19 protein-coding genes and 1 tRNA gene are annotated in these 15720 nt (G+C 67.0%); 13 read left to right on the top strand and 7 right to left on the bottom strand.

Annotation, left to right across the window (positions count from 1 at the left end; genetic code table 11):
* Positions 1–690: APC family permease (locus AC1D1W_RS16490; protein WP_476944249.1), on the top strand; the 690-nt coding region annotated here is incomplete at its 5' end.
* A 141-nt stretch (positions 691–831) separates the two neighbouring features.
* A complete protein-coding gene (locus AC1D1W_RS16485) occupies positions 832–1437 on the top strand; it encodes a TetR/AcrR family transcriptional regulator (RefSeq protein ID WP_028276965.1) in 606 nt (201 codons plus the stop codon).
* A gap of 8 nt (positions 1438–1445) precedes the next feature.
* Here AC1D1W_RS16485 and AC1D1W_RS16480 read toward each other — a convergent pair whose 3' ends face one another.
* The 3 genes from AC1D1W_RS16480 to AC1D1W_RS16470 form a co-directional block, all read right to left on the bottom strand.
* Positions 1446–2096, bottom strand: a complete 651-nt coding sequence (locus AC1D1W_RS16480) for a DUF2461 domain-containing protein (RefSeq protein WP_476944248.1) — start codon at positions 2094–2096, stop codon at positions 1446–1448.
* Positions 2097–2285: 189 nt separating this feature from the next.
* Positions 2286–3785, bottom strand: coding sequence for a catalase (locus AC1D1W_RS16475; protein ID WP_028276967.1), 1500 nt, complete (start codon positions 3783–3785; stop codon positions 2286–2288).
* A 22-nt stretch (positions 3786–3807) separates the two neighbouring features.
* Complete coding sequence (locus AC1D1W_RS16470; RefSeq protein ID WP_026537503.1) at positions 3808–4275, bottom strand: Fur family transcriptional regulator; 468 nt, start codon at positions 4273–4275, stop codon at positions 3808–3810.
* A gap of 102 nt (positions 4276–4377) precedes the next feature.
* Here AC1D1W_RS16470 and AC1D1W_RS16465 point away from each other — a divergent pair, with 102 nt between their 5' ends.
* Both AC1D1W_RS16465 and htpX read left to right on the top strand, forming a co-directional pair.
* Positions 4378–5649 (top strand): MFS transporter, encoded by a 1272-nt coding sequence (locus AC1D1W_RS16465; RefSeq protein WP_476944247.1) that lies wholly within the window; start codon positions 4378–4380, stop codon positions 5647–5649.
* Between the two features lie 70 nt (positions 5650–5719).
* Positions 5720–6589: a zinc metalloprotease HtpX gene (gene htpX, locus AC1D1W_RS16460; RefSeq protein ID WP_476944246.1), complete on the top strand. Its 870-nt coding sequence runs from the start codon at positions 5720–5722 to the stop codon at positions 6587–6589.
* 137 nt (positions 6590–6726) lie between these two features.
* Here htpX and AC1D1W_RS16455 read toward each other — a convergent pair whose 3' ends face one another.
* Complete coding sequence (locus tag AC1D1W_RS16455) at positions 6727–7218, bottom strand: YajQ family cyclic di-GMP-binding protein (RefSeq protein ID WP_018773569.1); 492 nt, start codon at positions 7216–7218, stop codon at positions 6727–6729.
* Positions 7219–7414: 196 nt separating this feature from the next.
* Between AC1D1W_RS16455 and AC1D1W_RS16450 the strand changes: the two genes are divergently transcribed.
* Both AC1D1W_RS16450 and AC1D1W_RS16445 read left to right on the top strand, forming a co-directional pair.
* On the top strand, positions 7415–7669 hold the full coding sequence (locus tag AC1D1W_RS16450) for a hypothetical protein (RefSeq protein WP_028276970.1): 255 nt from the start codon (positions 7415–7417) through the stop codon (positions 7667–7669).
* Positions 7670–7830: 161 nt separating this feature from the next.
* Positions 7831–7912, top strand: a tRNA-Tyr gene (locus AC1D1W_RS16445).
* 104 nt (positions 7913–8016) lie between these two features.
* Here AC1D1W_RS16445 and AC1D1W_RS16440 read toward each other — a convergent pair.
* Positions 8017–8394, bottom strand: a complete 378-nt coding sequence (locus AC1D1W_RS16440; protein ID WP_476944245.1) for a LysM peptidoglycan-binding domain-containing protein — start codon at positions 8392–8394, stop codon at positions 8017–8019.
* 334 nt (positions 8395–8728) lie between these two features.
* Between AC1D1W_RS16440 and AC1D1W_RS16435 the strand changes: the two genes are divergently transcribed.
* On the top strand, positions 8729–9322 hold the full coding sequence (locus AC1D1W_RS16435; protein WP_476944244.1) for a DinB family protein: 594 nt from the start codon (positions 8729–8731) through the stop codon (positions 9320–9322).
* Positions 9323–9448: 126 nt separating this feature from the next.
* Here the strand turns inward: AC1D1W_RS16435 and AC1D1W_RS16430 are convergent, their stop codons facing one another.
* Entirely contained in the window at positions 9449–9940 is a 492-nt protein-coding gene (locus tag AC1D1W_RS16430; protein WP_476944243.1) for a DUF1810 domain-containing protein, read from the bottom strand.
* A 117-nt stretch (positions 9941–10057) separates the two neighbouring features.
* On the opposite strand from AC1D1W_RS16430, the gene AC1D1W_RS16425 reads away from it, so the two are divergent.
* From AC1D1W_RS16425 to AC1D1W_RS16405, 5 genes are all read left to right on the top strand, one after another.
* Entirely contained in the window at positions 10058–10990 is a 933-nt protein-coding gene (locus AC1D1W_RS16425) for an ABC transporter ATP-binding protein (RefSeq protein WP_476944242.1), read from the top strand.
* Complete coding sequence (locus tag AC1D1W_RS16420) at positions 10983–12575, top strand: ABC transporter permease (RefSeq protein WP_476944241.1); 1593 nt, start codon at positions 10983–10985, stop codon at positions 12573–12575. The genes AC1D1W_RS16425 and AC1D1W_RS16420 overlap by 8 nt, the downstream gene beginning before the upstream one ends.
* A gap of 117 nt (positions 12576–12692) precedes the next feature.
* On the top strand, positions 12693–13424 hold the full coding sequence (locus AC1D1W_RS16415) for an MgtC/SapB family protein (protein WP_028276975.1): 732 nt from the start codon (positions 12693–12695) through the stop codon (positions 13422–13424).
* 84 nt (positions 13425–13508) lie between these two features.
* Complete coding sequence (locus tag AC1D1W_RS16410) at positions 13509–14051, top strand: GNAT family N-acetyltransferase (RefSeq protein ID WP_476944240.1); 543 nt, start codon at positions 13509–13511, stop codon at positions 14049–14051.
* Positions 14051–14263 carry a VOC family protein gene (locus AC1D1W_RS16405; protein WP_459385449.1) on the top strand — a complete coding sequence of 71 codons (213 nt, stop codon included), beginning with the start codon at positions 14051–14053 and terminating at the stop codon, positions 14261–14263. Before AC1D1W_RS16410 ends, AC1D1W_RS16405 begins: the two co-directional genes overlap by 1 nt.
* Before the next feature lie 13 nt (positions 14264–14276).
* On the opposite strand, the gene AC1D1W_RS16400 is transcribed toward AC1D1W_RS16405, so the two are convergent.
* Positions 14277–14711, bottom strand: a complete 435-nt coding sequence (locus AC1D1W_RS16400) for a DUF7144 family membrane protein (RefSeq protein ID WP_043436157.1) — start codon at positions 14709–14711, stop codon at positions 14277–14279.
* Positions 14712–14893: 182 nt separating this feature from the next.
* Between AC1D1W_RS16400 and AC1D1W_RS16395 the strand changes: the two genes are divergently transcribed.
* A complete protein-coding gene (locus AC1D1W_RS16395; RefSeq protein WP_476944239.1) occupies positions 14894–15622 on the top strand; it encodes a Type 1 glutamine amidotransferase-like domain-containing protein in 729 nt (242 codons plus the stop codon).
* The last annotated feature ends 98 nt before the right edge of the window (positions 15623–15720 follow it).

Here is a 15720-nt window from a genome sequence, read left to right as displayed (position 1 = left end):
GTGCTGTACATCCTGGTGTCGCTGGCGTTGACCGGCATGGTGTCCTACACCCAGCTGGCCGAGGCCAAGAACCCGACGCTCACCACCGCCTTCGAAGCGGTCGGCAATACCGACGCCGCCAAGGTCATTGCCTTTGGCTCCCTCGTGGGCCTGACCACCGTGATCATGGTGCTGCTCATGGGCCTCTCGCGCGTGGTGCTCGCGATGAGCCGCGACGGCCTGCTTCCGCGCTCCCTGTCCAAGACCAGCTCGGTGCGGGGGACGCCGGCCCGCCTGCAGATCATCTGCGGCGCCGGAGTGGCGCTCGTCGCCGGCCTGACCAACGTGGACCTGCTCGAGGAAATGATCAACATCGGGACCCTGTCCGCCTTCGTGATGGTGAGCCTTGGCATCCTGGTGCTGCGCAAGAAGCGCCCGGACCTGAAGCCGGCCTTCCGTGTCCCGTTCGGCAAGGTGCTCCCGGTCGTCTCTGCGGTCCTGTGCCTGTACCTCATGACGAACCTGGCCGTGGAAACCTGGATCTTCTTCGCCATCTGGCTCGTGATCGGTATTGCGATCTACTTCGCCTACGGCCAGCGCCACTCCCGGCTGAATGAAAAGTTCGCGGAGGCCCGCGCCTCGGTGAACGGCACGGCCAGCGCGGCCGGAGCGCCCGCGGAGGACAACGAGGACGCGCTCACCCGCTCCTGAGACGGGAGCGATCGGCCCCGCCGCATCGAGGTCGCCGGAGCCGTGCGAATTCGCTGGAAATTTCCGGCGTAACCGCACGGCTCCGGCGACTTCGGCGTTGGGGCGCCGCTCCGTAATGGCGGCGCTCCCTAAGATGGACACATGGCCCGCCCAGCAAGACCGGAACGCAAATCAGAGTTGCTGTCGGCAATTCTCGACTACCTCATGGACAAGACCCTGGCGGAGCTGACGTTTCGCGGCCTGGCCGACGGGCTGGGTGTCAGCAGCTACGTCCTGGTCTACCACTTCGGGCACCGCGAACAGCTGATTAACGAGATCATCCGCGGCATCGAGTCCCGGCTGGACAGCATCCGTGCCACCGACGTCAGGGACATCGACCGGGACGCGTGGCGGGCTTTCCTGCTTGAGTCCTGGCAGTGGACCATGGCGCAGCGCAACCGGCACCTGGCCCGGCTTGAATTTGAGGCCACGGCGCAGGACATTGTGGCGGCGGTGCCGCGCGGCACAGCGCAGGAGCACTTCCGGATGCTGCACGAGAAGGCCCGGGACTGGCTGGTCATCCAGGGCATCCAGCCGGAATTCGCCGACACCGACGCCCGGCTGTTCACGGCCGCGTTCTACGGGCTGCAGTTCGATTTCGTCGTCAACAACCAGCCAGAGGAAGCCACCAAGGCCTTTGAGCTGATGATGCTGGTCTTCTTCAACAACCTCGACAGGCGCCTCGCCACCGACGGCCAGCACATCTGAGCAGAACGTCAGGGAGCAGCGTAGCGGCCCTCCCACTCCACGAGGGGGCGCAGTTGCTCCCAGCGCTTTGCCACTTCCTCCACCGCCCCGGGACCGGCAAGCCAGCCGGGCTGGCCCACGTTGACACCGGCCGTGAGGGATTTGTGCTTGAGCAGCTCCGCCCGGGGATGGTCCTTGTCGAAGCCCCGCGGCACCGTTTTTAGCCGTTCGCCCTCCACCGCGAACCCTGCCGCCTCGACCTTCCGCACGATCGCCTGGAGGGCGTCGCCGCTGGCGGGATCGTCCACGGCACCGCGAAAGCGTGCCAGCTGGGCCGGAGTGTGGGTGTGGCAGCCGCCGCCGATCAGGAGGCCGTCGGCGCTGAGCTGGATATAGAAGCCCACGCCTTCGTCCACCGCCGCGAAGGCCCCCTGCGCGGTCTTATAGGGTGACTTGTCCGGCGAGAACCGGACATCCCGGTTGGGGCGAAAGAGCTTGGCCGGTCCGAAGCGTGGCTCCAGCTCGGCCAGCAGCTGGGTCAGAGGCCCTTTCACCACGGCCTCGTAGACCGGCTTGTGCTCGAGCCACCAGTCCCGGTTGTTGTTCTGTTCAAGATCGGCGTAGAACCGGAAGGCGTCACTTGGAATGCCTGCGAATGGAGTGCCAACGAAAGCGGTCATGCCCAAATCCTACGGAGCCGCGGCACGCGGTGGCGAGGGCCACGCGCACCCATGTGGATAACCGCAAAACGCCCCGCCACGGGAGTCCGTGGCGGGGCGTTCTGTTGGCTCCAGCTGTCACCGAATGCCGGTCACCGGCCGCCCAGGCGACCGTCAAGGCCGGCAATCAGGCAACCTTCGACGCAACTATCAGACCTTGTTGGCGGCCTCGGCGTCGGACTCAACCTGGCCGGCACCGAGGTTGGCGCGCAGCTTGGCGCCGAATTCAGCGTCGACGTTGGTCCAGTACGCGATGGCGCGTTCCTTGATGCTGGCGTTCTTGACGCCGCTGACGGCGCCGGTGACGGTCTCCAACAGGCGGGCCTTCTCGCCGTCGTTGTACACCTCGCGGTACAGCGTGCCGGCCTGGCCGAAGTCGCCGTCCTCGGCATGCAAGGAGTGCGCGGAGAGCGTGAGCTCGCCGTCGTTCTCCCAGCCGCCGCCCGCAACGCCGGGCTCAACGGCAGCCGGACCGCCCACAGAGTTCGGTGCGTACACCGGAACGGACGGAGCGTTGAAGTGGTAACGCCCGGCGCCGTCCTGGCTGTAGTTATTGACCTGGCTCTTGGGCAGGTTCACCGGGAGCTGCGCGTGGTTGGTGCCGACGCGGTAGCGGTGCGCGTCCGCGTAGGAGAAGATGCGGGCCTGCAGCATCTTGTCCGGGGAGGCGGCGATTCCCGGCACGAAGTTCGACGGCGCGAAGGTGGCCTGCTCGATCTGCGCGAAGTAGTTCTCCGGGTTCTTGTTCAGCTCCATGGTGCCGACCTTGACCAGCGGGTAGTCCGCGTGCGGCCACACCTTGGTGAGGTCGAAGGGGTTGAAGCGGTACGTCTTGGCGTCCTCGTACGGCATGACCTGGACGTGGAGGTCCCAGGAGGGGAAGTTGCCGGCGGCAATGTTTTCCTGGAGGTCGCGGATGTAGAAGTCGCCGTCGGCGCCGGCAAGGGCCTCGGCCTCGTCCCCGGTCATGGACTTGACGCCCTGGTTGGACTTGAAGTGGTACTTGACCCAGAACCGCTCGCCCTCGGCGTTGATCCACTGGTAGGTGTGCGAGCCGTAGCCCTGCATTTCACGCCAGGAGGCCGGCAGGCCGCGGTCACCCATGAGCCAGGTGACCTGGTGGGCGGACTCGGGGGAGAGGGTCCAGAAGTCCCACTGCATGTCGGCGTCGCGCAGGTGGGTGCCGGGGAGGCGCTTCTGGGAGTGGATGAAGTCCGGGAACTTGATCCCGTCGCGGATGAAGAACACCGGAGTGTTATTGCCGACGAGGTCGTAGTTGCCCTCGGTGGTGTAGAACTTCACGGCGAAACCGCGGGGGTCGCGCCAGGTGTCGGGGGAGCCTGCCTCGCCGGCAACGGAGGAGAAGCGGATGAGCATGTCCGTCTCAACGCCGGGCTGGAACAGTGCGGCCTTGGTGTACTTCGAGACGTCCTCTGTGGTCTTGAAGGTACCGAAGGCGCCGCCGCCCTTGGCGTGCACGACGCGCTCCGGGACGCGCTCGCGGTTGAACTGCGCGAGCTTCTCGATCAGGTAGTGATCGGTCAGGATGATCGCGCCGTCGGCGCCGACGGACTTGGAGTGGGCGTCGGAAGTGACGGGAGCCCCGGACTGTGTCGTGGACACGGCGGGCGCAGAGATGATCTCAGTCATAGTTCTCCTTGGGTTGGGTTTCTTAGTTTCGTTCGGAGGGAAGCTGTTGGGTGCGCTGGCAGTCCTGGCAGATGCCCTGGTACAGCACATCCGCGATCTGGATGGTCATCGGCTTGGCGTCCGCGTTCCAGTGCGGGGTCAGGCAGGGCGCGTGGCCCACGGCGCATTCGACGTCCTCCACCCGGCCGCAGCTGATGCACACGGCATGGTGGTGGTTGTCCCCGACCCGCGTCTCGTACAGCGCGGGGGAGTGCGGGGGCTCAAAACGGCGCAGCATGTGCAGATCCGTGAGGTCCCCGAGGACCACGTAGACAGACTGGGCGGTCAGGTCCGGCAATTCCTGCCGGGCGGCGGCAAGGATTGCCTCTGCCGGCGAATGCGGGTGATGTTCGACGGCGGCCAGCACGGCCAGGCGCTGCTTGGTCACCCGGCGGCCGTGGGCACGCAGGGCGGCTGCCCATGCGTCGTGGGTACCCGAGGAATCCGTCATACCCCCATTCAAGCACTTATTATGACTGCCTCACAATAAGGCGTGGCTAATATTGTCCGGCCGTGTCACAGGGCAGTCCCGGTTCGCCACTAGAGTTGCCCGGTGGAGAAATTGCTGGCGGACATCACGCCGTTGCGTGAAAGTCCGGCCTTCCGCCGTCTGTGGCTTGGGTCCGCCGTCTCCGCCCTGGGCAGCCAACTGACCTTGGTGGCCGTCAGCCTGGAGGTCTACCGGCTGACCCAGGACAGCCTCTACGTGGGCCTGCTGAGCCTCTTCGCCCTCGTGCCGCTGGTCTTTGGCGGCCTCCTGGGCGGCTCGATCGCCGACGCCCATGACCGCCGCACCGTGGCCCTGCTGGGCTCGTCCGTCCTCTGGCTGACCACCGCCGCGCTGGCCCTCCAGGCGTGGCTGGAAGTGGGCAACGTGTGGCTGCTCTATGCGCTCGTGGCGGTGCAGAGCGGTGCCCAGGCCATCAACCAGCCGGCACGCAGCGCCATCATCCCGGTGCTGGTGCGCAAGGAGTTGCTGCCGGCCGCAAATGCCCTGAGCATGATGATTTTCGGGCTGACCATGACCGCCGGCCCGCTGCTGGCCGGCGTGCTCGTGGCATGGGTGGGGTTCGGCTGGACGTACACGATCGACGTCATCAGCTTTGCGTTTGCGTTCTGGGCCCTCCTGAAACTGCCTTCCATGCCGCCGGGCGAGCACGCCAGGCCGGCCGGGCTGCGTTCCGTGGTGGAGGGGTTCCGTTTCCTTGGCACCCGGCCCAACCTCCGCATGACGTTCGTGATCGATCTCGTGGCCATGATCTTTGCCCAGCCCCGGGCGCTCCTGCCGGCCGTCGGGGCGTTGATGATCGGTGGCGGTGAGGCCACGGTGGGGATCCTGTTGGCCTCGATGGCCGTGGGGGCGTTCCTGGCCGGCCTGTTCTCGGGGCCGCTGGGCGGCGTCCGCCGGCAGGGGGCCGCGGTGGTGTGGTCCGTGATGGGCTGGGGCGGCTCCGTGGCTGCCTTCGGCCTGGTGGTGGTCCTGGCCGGTCATTCCGGCGACGATGGCGTGGGCATGTGGCTGCTGCCCGCCGCCCTGTGCTGCGCGCTGGCCGGCATCGCGGATTCCGTGAGCGCAGTCTTCCGGACCACCATCCTGCAGGCCTCCACCCCCGACCATCTGCGCGGGCGTCTGCAGGGCGTCTTTGTGGTGGTCGTCGCCGGCGGACCCCGGATCGGGGACATGCTGGCCGGCGGCGCGACTAAACTTTTGAACGAGGGGTGGGTCCTGCTGCTCGGCGGCATGTTGTGCATCGCTGTGGCCTGGATATTGGCCCGCCAGCAGAGTGGATTCCTGCGCTACGACGCGCGGAACCCGGTGCCATAGCGGTTCGTTTTCCTTGGTAGGTCAGTGAATTACAGGGCATCAGCTTGCAGTACACGTATCAGGAGGACCAGTGCACAAGCATCACAACGGACTGAAGACCGCGGCGCTGTTCGGAGTGCTGTGGGCGGTCCTGCTGGGCCTGGGGGCGTTCATCGCCGCGGGGACCCGCAGTGCGGCGCCGATCTGGATCATGGCCCTGATCGGGGTCGGCACCACGGCCTACGGGTACTGGAACAGCGACAAGCTCGCCATCCGTGCCATGCAGGCCTATCCCGTCACGGAGGCCGAGGCGCCCCAGCTGTTCCATATCGTCCGGGAGCTGTCCGGCCGGGCCAACCAGCCGATGCCGCGCATCTATGTCTCGCCCACCATGGCGCCAAATGCCTTCGCCACCGGCCGGAACCCGCAGAACGCGGCAGTGTGCTGCACCGAGGGCATCATGCGGATGCTGGACGCCCGCGAACTGCGCGGCGTCCTGGGGCATGAACTGATGCACGTCTACAACCGGGACATCCTGACGGCGTCGGTGGCCGCCGCCGTCGCCGGCGTCATCACTTCGGTGGCGCAGATGATGTTGCTGTTCGGCGGCGGGGACCGCCGCAATGCGAACCCGTTCGCGGCGATCGCCATGGCCCTGCTTGCCCCGTTCGCCGCATCCCTGATCCAGATGGCCATCTCCCGTACACGGGAGTACGACGCCGACGAGGACGGCTCGTCGCTGACCGGAGATCCGCTGGCGCTCGCCTCCGCCCTGCGCAAGATCGAGCAGGGCGTGCAGCTGGCGCCGTTGCCGCAGGACCAGCGGCTGGTCAACGCCTCGCACATGATGATCGCCAACCCGTTCAAAGGCGGAGGCGTGGCCAAGATGTTCTCCACCCACCCGCCGATGGCCGAGCGGATCGGCCGGCTGGAGCGGATGGCCGGGCGGCCGCGCAGCTGAAGCAGGCCGCGGGTCTGGCGCCGCGCGAGTAGTTCCGCGACACGAAAAAGGGCTGGCGACACCGGTATTCCGGTGTCGCCAGCCCTTTTACACGTCGTGTTACACGTCGTGCGGAAATTTGCGCCGCGGACGGGCCGCTAGCTGCGGAAGTTCACGAACTGCAGGTCGGCCTCGTCGAAGCCCTTCAGCAGGTTCATGGTCTCCTGGAGATCATCGCGGGACTTCGAGGTCACCCGGAGCTCGTCGCCCTGGATCTGTGACTTGACGGACTTGGGGGCCTCGTCCCGGATCAGCTTGTTGATCTTCTTGGCGAGGTCCTGGGCGATGCCCTCCTTGATGGAGGCCTCGAGCCGGAATTCCTTGCCGGAGGCGTAGGGCTCGCCGGTGTCGAGAGACTTCAGCGAAATGCCGCGGCGGATGAGCTTGGACTGCAGCACATCGAGCACCGCAAGCACCCGCTCCTCGGAGTTGGCCTTCATCAGGATCTTCTCGCCGCTGAAATCGACCTCGGCGCCGACGCCCTTGAAGTCGTAGCGCTGGGCAATTTCCTTCTGCGCCTGGTTCAGCGCGTTGGCGACTTCCTGCTTGTCTACCTTGCTGACGACGTCGAACGTGGATTCGCCTGCCATGACTTTCCTCCTGATGGTTGCCGGGTGCCTGCGTGAGGCCGGGTTGTCTGCATTCCAGACTAGTACGGATGCCCCCGATGTGGCGGYCGGCCTTGCGTCCCGGGTTTCACAGTCCGCTCATAGCTCAATCACGGCGGGAACGAAGCCGGGCTGGCCAGAGTTGCAAGAGTTGGAACCGCTGCTGAAAGGCAAGAACATGCACCAAAAGGCCGTCCGCTACGTCAACCGCACCACCGCCGCCGCTGCCAGCACCCTGGCCGCGACGGCGAGCTCCGTAGCCGCCGCCGCGCTGGCGGCGTCCATCATCCTGAGCCCGGCCGCCGACGCATCAGTCCGCATGGACGGGGTCCACACGGACCTCGCCCGTGCCGTCGAGCTGAACCAGGTCACCGCCGAGCAGGCGGCACGATTCGAGGCAAGGCTGGCGGGGCGGATCCTCGGCGAGGCCTGAAATTCCGCGGATTCTGGCCCTATTTTGATCTGCTGAGGCGCCGATTCGATTCTTCGGCGGAAGTTCTGTAAAGTTGTCTTGCCCGCGGGTGCTGGAAGCGGAACGAACTGGAAACAGGCGTTCCGGGACTGGAAACCGCGAGTGATCTTCTTTTGAAGTTCGGCAGATTACCCGAGCGGCCAAAGGGGGCTGACTGTAAATCAGCTGGCAACGCCTACGGGGGTTCGAATCCCTCATCTGCCACCCTTGGAGAAGCCTCCGGAACCACTAGGTTCCGGAGGCTTTTTCTTTGTCCACGGCCCAACGGCCCGTCTCCACAGTGCAAAGGCCTGTCTCAGAGGCCCGGCTCAGTCGGCCTGGGGATTCGGAATGGTTACCGTGGTGCCGGCGGGCGGAATCCATTCGCCTCCGGTCAACAGGTTCAGGTTGGCTATCCGCAAGGCATAGAGCGGGACGCCGTAGCGGCTCGCGATGCCCGAGGGAGTGTCTCCGGCGCCCACCCTGTACAGGAGCCGCCCCTGCCCGTCCTGCCCGGTCACGCTGCCGCCGGCCCCTAACTGGGGCACGTCCACGCCCCTGAGGTCGATAATCTCTCCTGCGGCAACGGACTCCGCTTCGTTGAAGCTCCTGAGGATCTCCGGAGTCATCCGGAAGTGGGCGGCGATGCCCTCCCAGGTGTCGCCGTCGACGGCCGCGTAGCGCATCGGCAGGAGGGACCCGTTCACTTCGGTCGTCCCCCGCAGGCTTCCGGCCGCCGGGGACGTTGCGGGGGCGGACGCCGCAGGCCGGCCCGCCGGAACTCCGCCAGGGGCCTCTGCGCCGGAAGAACAGGCTGCCAACAGAATGGCGAGAGCCGCCGCGAGAACCGCGGCCAGGAGAACTGCGGCGGCGGGCCGGACCCGATGTGCACCGGAATCGAGATTCACCCTGTGTGTCCTGTCGATCGGGGCCTCCCCCCGAGGCCCGCTGCCGCCAATTATTCCATACGTTTTATGAAACCCGCTGTTCCGCCAGACTGTCCTGTCAGGCAGCGCCCCCGCATTCGGTATAGTGCCGGTCATGGACGACAAAGCAATCTTGCACACTTACCTGCGCACGCGGCGACAAGACCTCCTAGGGAAGCTCGAAGGCCTCGGCGAGTACGATGTGCGCCGGCCCCTCACGCCCACGGGAACCAGCCTGCTGGGACTGGTCAAGCACGTGGCCAGCGTCGAACTCGGCTACTTTGGCGAGGTCTTCGGCCGTCCCAGCGAGCTGAAGCTGCCGTGGTTTGCCGACGACGCGGAGCCGGACGCGGACATGTGGGCAGCCCCCGGCGAGACGCGCGAGCAGATCACTGAGCTGCACCGGCTCTCGGCGGCCCACAGCGACGCCACCATCGATGAACTCCCGCTCGACGCGCCCGGTGTGGTGCCCTGGTGGCCGGACGAGCGCAAGCACGTGACCCTGCAGCAGATCCTCGTGCACATGTGCGTGGAGACCGCCCACCACCTCGGGCACGCCGACATCCTGCGCGAACTCATCGACGGCAGCGCGGGCCAGCGTCCCGGGGACCCGAACCTTTCGCCGCGCACCGCCGAGGAATGGGCCGTGCACCGGGCCCGCATCGAGGCGGCCGCCGTCGCTGCCGAAGCAGGGGCGGCAGGCCGTTAGTACGGCGGCGGGTACAGGCCGCTAGTGGACAGCCAGTGGCAGCCAACAGCATCCGGCGGCCTCTGCCGGCCGCTTTGCCGGCGTCGCCCGCATGGAGCGGATGATCACGGCGCTGGCCGCGGACAGCTAACCGTCCGCCGGGTCCGGGCCGCCGGGTTGTCCTTCCCGCAACTGGCCTTCCCGCAACTGGCCTTCCAGCAGCTGGTCCGTGGCGGGATCGGGCAGGCCATCGAAGTAGCGGTCCAGGACGACGCGGAACACGGGTTCGCCGGGCGCGGCCCGCTGGAACAGCGTCATGGAGGAGTGCAGCTTCCGGGTGTCGATGCCGCCGAAAATTTGCACCGCGGACCGCCCCTGAAGTTCGGCCACTGCGGCGGCGGCCTCCCGCAGCCGCGGGCCAAGGACGCCGTGCCGGCAGTATGCCCGGGCCTCGGCCAGGGAGGAGATGGCGTACTTCCGGGCGGTTTCGCTGCGGCCCAGGCCCGCGAGCTGGGGGAAAACGAACCACATCCAGTGACTCCTCTTCATGCCTGACCGCAACTCCGCCAGGGCGTGCCCGTAGGTTCCGCCGGCGTCCTGGGCCGCCACGAACCGTTCAAGATCGTAAGGGTCTTCCATGCCCGCTAGGCTACGGCCCCCCGGTGCCGGAGTGATAGCGCGGCGACAGGCCGCCCGCGGGCGAAGGGGTCATTCGGCCGGGGCTGGATTGCCGGTCCCGGGCGTATCGTGTCCCCCATGGCGAATGTCTTGGAGATGGTCGGCGTTGTGAAGCGGTTCGGGCCCGTGGTTGCCTTGAATGGGTTGGATTTTTCAGTCGAGGCGGGCGAGGTCCACGGCTTCCTCGGACCGAACGGCTCCGGCAAATCGACCACGATTCGCCTGCTGCTGGGCATGCTTCGCGCCAATGCTGGCTCCATCCGGGTGCTGGGCCTTGACCCGTGGCGCGACGTCGCGAGCCTCCACCGGCGCCTGGCCTACGTCCCCGGGGATGTGGCGTTGTGGCCCAACCTGACCGGCGGAGAAGTGATCGACCTCCTCGGCCGGCTCCAGGGCGGCCAGGACCTGGCCCGGCGGGCCCAGCTGTTGGAGCTCTTCGACCTCGATCCGACCAAGAAGTCCCGGGCCTACTCCAAAGGCAACCGGCAGAAAGTGGCCCTGGTCGCTGCCTTGGCCACCGACGCTGAGCTGTTCCTGCTGGACGAGCCCACCAGCGGACTGGACCCCCTGATGGAAGAGGCCTTCCGCGGCTGTATCCGGGAACTGCGGAACCAGGGCCGCACGGTACTGCTCAGCAGCCATATCCTCAGCGAGGCCGAGGCACTTTCGGACCGCGTGAGCATCATCCGTGAGGGCCGGGTGGTGGAGACGGGGCGGCTTGATGAACTCAGGCACCTGACCCGTACTTCCGTCACTGCCGATGTCGCGGTGGTACCGGCGGGCTTGGATGCCCTGCCAGGCGTTCACGACGTCGTCGTCAGGAACCACCGCGTCAGCGCCCAAGTGGAACCGTCCGGCCTGGCCCCGCTCATGCGGGCGCTGACCGACGCGGGACTCGTCGCGCTGACCAGCCAGCCGCCCACTTTGGAGGATCTCTTCCTCCGCCACTATGGCGCGGCGGTGCCCGTGGCCGCGGCCGGGTCGAGCAGCGGACGCACCGCCGATGCGTGAAACGTTGGCGGGGACCGGAGTCCTGATCAGGCTCGGGCTCCGCCGCGACCGATGGCTGTTGCCGGCGTGGATCGCCGGATTCGCCGCGACAACGTATTCAACCGCGGTGGCCGGCGCCGAGCTCTACCCCGATGTGGGGAGCCGGGTCGAGGCCGCGACGGCCCTGAATGCCACGGCCTCGCTCGTGGCCCTCTTCGGCAGGGTCTACGACCCCACGTCCCTCGGTGCCCTGTCCCTCATCAAGTACACGGCGTTCATGGCTGCTATCCTCGCCGTCCTGATGGTGTTCATCACCGTCCGACATACCCGCAGCGACGAAGAGTCCGGGCGGCTCGAGCTCCTGGGCGGCGGCCGGATGGGCCGCGACGCGCCGCTCGCGGCCGCCCTCACCATCAGCTTCGGAGCCAGCATTGTCCTGGGGCTGGTCACGGCGGTGTCTTTGGCCGCCGGCGGACTTCCGGCCGCCGGCTCGATTGCGTTCGGACTGGGCTGGGCTGCCACCGGCATGGCGTTCAGCGCCGTGGCCGGGGTCACCGCCCAGCTGACGACCAGCGCACGGGCGGCTACGGGAATGAGCCTCGGCGTCGTTGCCGTGACCTATGCGCTGCGGGCGGTGGGGGACCTCGCCGAACCGGGGCCCTCCGCGCTGTCCTGGCTTTCGCCGATCGGCTGGAATCAGCAGATCCGGGCCTTCGCCGGGGACCAGTGGTGGGTGCTCGCCCTGCCACTGGCGCTGTGCGCCTTACTCGTGCCCGTGGCCCTGGCACTCCGCGCCCGTCGGGACCTCGGCTCCGGCCTGCGCCAGGAGCGCCCCGGCCCGGCTCGCGGCTCGCTCCGCGGGGTCGGGGACCTCGCTGTGCGGCTCCAGTTCCGGCTGCTGGCGGCCTGGGCGGTCGCCTTCGTGGTGTTCGGCGTGGTGATCGGGTCGCTGGCCGGCAACGTCACGGACTTGTTGAGTTCGCCCAACGCGCAGGACCTGATCATGATGCTGGGCGGAACCCAGGCCATGACGGACGCCTTCATTGCAGCGGAGATCAGCATCATGGGACTGCTGGCCGCTGCCTACGGACTGTCCGCGGCCAGCCGGCTCCGTGACGAGGAGACCGACGGCCACGTCGAGGCACTGCTGGGCACCGCCACCACCCGGCCGCGGTGGGCGACCAGCCATTTCGCCCTGGCCCTGGCCGGCGTCGCCGTGCTCATGCTGCTGGCGGGAGTGTCGGTCGGGGCCGGCGCAGCCACCGTCCTGGCCGATGCCAACCAACTCGGCCGCGTCACACTGGCCGCTGCCGCCCAGATCCCCGCGGCCTGGGTCATGACCGCGGCGGTGCTGGCGGTGTTCGGCTGGGCGCCCCGGCTCACCGGGACGGTCTGGGCCCTGCTGCTGCTCTTCGTCGCGCTTGGTGAGTTTGGCGTGCTGTGGAATGCCCCGGAGTGGCTGATGGAGCTCTCCCCGTTCCGGCACTCGCCGCTGCTGCCCCTGGATTCCGGCGCCGTCGGGCCGTTGCTCGGACTTACGGTGACTGCCGCGGCGCTCGCCGCGCTGGGGTACGCCGGCTGGCGCCGCCGGGATCTGGCCCCGTGAGCGGGCCAGAACAGCCACTACTCGCCAATAGGGGGCAGCGGTAATATCAGATTCGAGAGTTCTTGGCGCATTCCGGCACTGACGGGACGCCACTCTCGGGCCGGGTCGGAGGGCGGGATGCAGGACGCATACGGGCTATATACCCCGACCACGCTGGTGGAAATCGGGCTTCTGCTGGCGACATTTATCCTCTGCTCCCTGATTGGCACTGAGCGGCAGGTCCGGCAAAAGGTCGCTGGCTACCGCACCCACGTCCTGGTCGGGCTCGGATCGTGCACGTTCACCCTGATCTCCGCCTACGGCTTCGCCGCCGCGCTGGCGCCCGGGGCCACCATGGACCCGTCCCGTATTGCAGCCCAAATCGTCAGCGGCATCGGCTTCCTCGGTGCCGGGGTTATTTTCAAGGGACGGAACGTGGTCCGCGGCCTGACGACGGCCGCCAGCATTTGGGTTTCTGCCGCCGTCGGCATGGCGTGCGGGGCCGGAATGCTGTCCCTGGCTGTTTCGCTGACGGCTTTCCACCTCATCACGTTGTACGTCGTTTCTCCCGTGATCAGGAAGATCCCGACCCCCGACGCCCACCGGGTCCTGCACCTGGGCTATGACGACAACCGGGGCGTGCTGCGGCAAGTGTTGGAGATCGCCACGAATATGGGGTTCAGCTCGTCGATCCTGAGCATCAATAAGGCGGGCGATGAACAAAAGCCGATCGTCCTCATGGACATCCGCTTCCATGGTCATCTTCCGCTGCGGGAACTCGTCCCCTACCTCCTGGATGTGCCCGGCGTGCAGAGTGTGACCGTTCGCGGCACCGATCCGAACGAGGACGACGACGATCCCAGCGCCTGAGAACCCCAGCAAGCACGCCGCCGAGACTCCCGTGACTGGCGCACGCTGATTGAAGCCGTTCGGGATGACCGTTAGAGTCTGCGGATGACCGAGAACAGCGTCGCTTTGACGGATACCGTGTGCGTGCGGGTGCTGCGCAGGTCCGACGCCGGGCCCCTGGCCGACGCCTACCGGCGGAACCGGGAGCACCTGGCGCCCTGGGAACCGCTGCGGTTTGAGGAATTCTTCACCGCAGAGGGACAGGCCGCCAGCATTGAATCCAAGCTCGGGTTGTTCATCGCGGGAACGGACGTGCCCTGGGTCCTCGTGGAAGGCTCCCGCATCATCGGGGTGATCAACCTCAGCGGGATTGTCCGGGGACCATTCCTCAGCGCCCACCTCGGCTACTGGGTGGACAAGGACATGACGGGGCGGGGAATTGGCTCGGCCGCGGTGGAGTTCGCCCTGCAGACCGCGCGCAACGAACTGGGGCTGCACCGGCTGCAGGCCTCAACCCTCCCGCACAACGCCGCGTCCCAGCGGATCCTGAAGCGCGCTGGCTTTGAGGAGATCGGCCTGGCAGCCCAGTACCTTCGGATTGCCGGATCCTGGCAGGACCACATCCTGTTCCAGCGGATACTGTTCTGATGGCTGATATTCCGGTTGCACCCGGTCCGGCTGGACCAGGTCCCGATTCACCAGTCCGGGCCGACGTGGACGCCATAGCGGCGGAGGGACTGAGCCGCGGCTGGACGGAATTATTTCCAGACAAGTATCCGCACGCAGGCGGCCCCGCCCACTTCGCCGCCTACCTCGTGAATGCGGACGGCTACGAAGTGGAGCTGATTGCTGCGGGCTGATGGCGCCGGTGCCCTACGGATTGGTTGTCGGAGGTGCCTGCTCGGCCTTCAGTTCCTCGCCGTGGGCGATGATCGCGTAGATGATCAGCACGTCCATGGCGATGACGATGACGGACCACCACGGCTGCTGCGGAATGAGCATCAGTTGAACAACCGCACTGAAGCCGGCAACGACGACGCCAACGACTCGAGCCCACGTAGCGCCGGCGAAGAGCGCGACGGCGGTGAGGATCAAGAGCACCCCGAGGGCGACATTCCACCAGCCCCACCCCTTCGCATCGAAGAGGAACAGGGTTCCCGGGGTCGACAAATAGTAGGTGTCGGGTCCGGTGAGCGCGACGAGGCCTTGAAGGCCGCTGAAAACGCCGTTGATGATCAGAATGACTCCGGCGAAACGGACCCAACCGGTCCAGCCGGTCGCAGTGACAGGGTGATGGGCAGTACTCATAGTGTCGACCGCTTTCCGTTGAATGCTCTGCCGTCGGCCTCATGGTCGGCGCAGTCGTGGGGTGAAGCTAGTACCGATTCCGATTATGTTCCTCGCAGTCCGGGCCGGTCAATCGCTACAGGTCCTCGGAGCTGCCCGCGCCGGGCTCATTGCGATTGCCGTGGATCCGGGTACGTTGAACCATGACCATCCTGCTTGTTGGCGGCGGCCCGGACACCGTAACCGCAGCTGCCGTCTTCGACCGCTTCGTCAGGGAACTCCGGCACCGGGCCTCCGGCAGGGTTCCGCGCGTCGCTGTGGTTCTCTTTGACCATGAGGGCAGCTCGGAATATTTCCTGCCTGCCTATGTGGATCCGCTGCAGTCCCGGACAGCCTGCGAGGTCGTCCCGGTCCTCCTCGGCTCCAACCGGGGCGCGGACCCTGCCGCGTTCGACGACGTCGACGGCATCGTCGTCGGGGGCGGGCCGACGCCGGGCTACCTGGAAGGCTTGCTGCCGTCCGCGCAGCCCATCCGCAGACTGGTCTCCGACGGTGTGCCGTATATGGGGTTCTCAGCCGGCGCGATGGTGGCGCCGGTGCGGGCAATCGTGGGCGGCTACCGGATCCGCGGCCCCGAGGTCTGCCCGGCGGATTGGTCGGAGGGGCTGGAAGAAGTGGAGATCCGCGACGGGCTGGGCCTGGTGCCTTTCGCCGTCGACGTGCACGCCGCCCAGGCGGGAACCCTCGGCCGGGCCGTTGGGGCGGTCGCAAAAGGCCTTGTGGACCGCGCGGTCGCCGTGGATGAGAACACTGCCCTGGTCCTGCACCACGCGGACCTGGAGGAGCTGGACGTGATCGGCACCGGGAACTGCTGGACGATTCGCGGCGTTGGCACCAAGGCCACCGTCTCGGTTCTGTCGGCGCACAGCTGATATGAGTTGAGTCTGTCCTTCACAAACACCTCCGGAGATGTCAGGACGGGATGTATCAGATTCCTTTGAGGACCTGAGGTTGATCCGCGGGATCCTCC

It is taken from the genome of Arthrobacter sp. P1_B4, from assembly GCF_056406555.1.
Note: the sequence above shows the minus strand (reverse complement) of the source record. Positions and strands in the feature narration are given on the sequence as shown.

What these genes read in the sequence shown, in the direction of transcription:
- AC1D1W_RS16485 (WP_028276965.1), top strand. Translation starts at nt 832, where the DNA reads ATGGCCCGCCCAGCAAGACCGGAACGCAAATCAGAGTTGCTGTCGGCA.
- AC1D1W_RS16480 (WP_476944248.1), bottom strand. Translation starts at nt 2,096, where the DNA reads ATGACCGCTTTCGTTGGCACTCCATTCGCAGGCATTCCAAGTGACGCC.
- AC1D1W_RS16475 (WP_028276967.1), bottom strand. Translation starts at nt 3,785, where the DNA reads ATGACTGAGATCATCTCTGCGCCCGCCGTGTCCACGACACAGTCCGGG.
- AC1D1W_RS16470 (WP_026537503.1), bottom strand. Translation starts at nt 4,275, where the DNA reads ATGACGGATTCCTCGGGTACCCACGACGCATGGGCAGCCGCCCTGCGT.
- AC1D1W_RS16455 (WP_018773569.1), bottom strand. Translation starts at nt 7,218, where the DNA reads ATGGCAGGCGAATCCACGTTCGACGTCGTCAGCAAGGTAGACAAGCAG.
- AC1D1W_RS16450 (WP_028276970.1), top strand. Translation starts at nt 7,415, where the DNA reads ATGCACCAAAAGGCCGTCCGCTACGTCAACCGCACCACCGCCGCCGCT.
- AC1D1W_RS16435 (WP_476944244.1), top strand. Translation starts at nt 8,729, where the DNA reads ATGGACGACAAAGCAATCTTGCACACTTACCTGCGCACGCGGCGACAA.
- AC1D1W_RS16430 (WP_476944243.1), bottom strand. Translation starts at nt 9,940, where the DNA reads ATGGAAGACCCTTACGATCTTGAACGGTTCGTGGCGGCCCAGGACGCC.
- AC1D1W_RS16425 (WP_476944242.1), top strand. Translation starts at nt 10,058, where the DNA reads ATGGCGAATGTCTTGGAGATGGTCGGCGTTGTGAAGCGGTTCGGGCCC.
- AC1D1W_RS16420 (WP_476944241.1), top strand. Translation starts at nt 10,983, where the DNA reads ATGCGTGAAACGTTGGCGGGGACCGGAGTCCTGATCAGGCTCGGGCTC.
- AC1D1W_RS16415 (WP_028276975.1), top strand. Translation starts at nt 12,693, where the DNA reads ATGCAGGACGCATACGGGCTATATACCCCGACCACGCTGGTGGAAATC.
- AC1D1W_RS16410 (WP_476944240.1), top strand. Translation starts at nt 13,509, where the DNA reads ATGACCGAGAACAGCGTCGCTTTGACGGATACCGTGTGCGTGCGGGTG.
- AC1D1W_RS16405 (WP_459385449.1), top strand. Translation starts at nt 14,051, where the DNA reads ATGGCTGATATTCCGGTTGCACCCGGTCCGGCTGGACCAGGTCCCGAT.
- AC1D1W_RS16400 (WP_043436157.1), bottom strand. Translation starts at nt 14,711, where the DNA reads ATGAGTACTGCCCATCACCCTGTCACTGCGACCGGCTGGACCGGTTGG.
- AC1D1W_RS16395 (WP_476944239.1), top strand. Translation starts at nt 14,894, where the DNA reads ATGACCATCCTGCTTGTTGGCGGCGGCCCGGACACCGTAACCGCAGCT.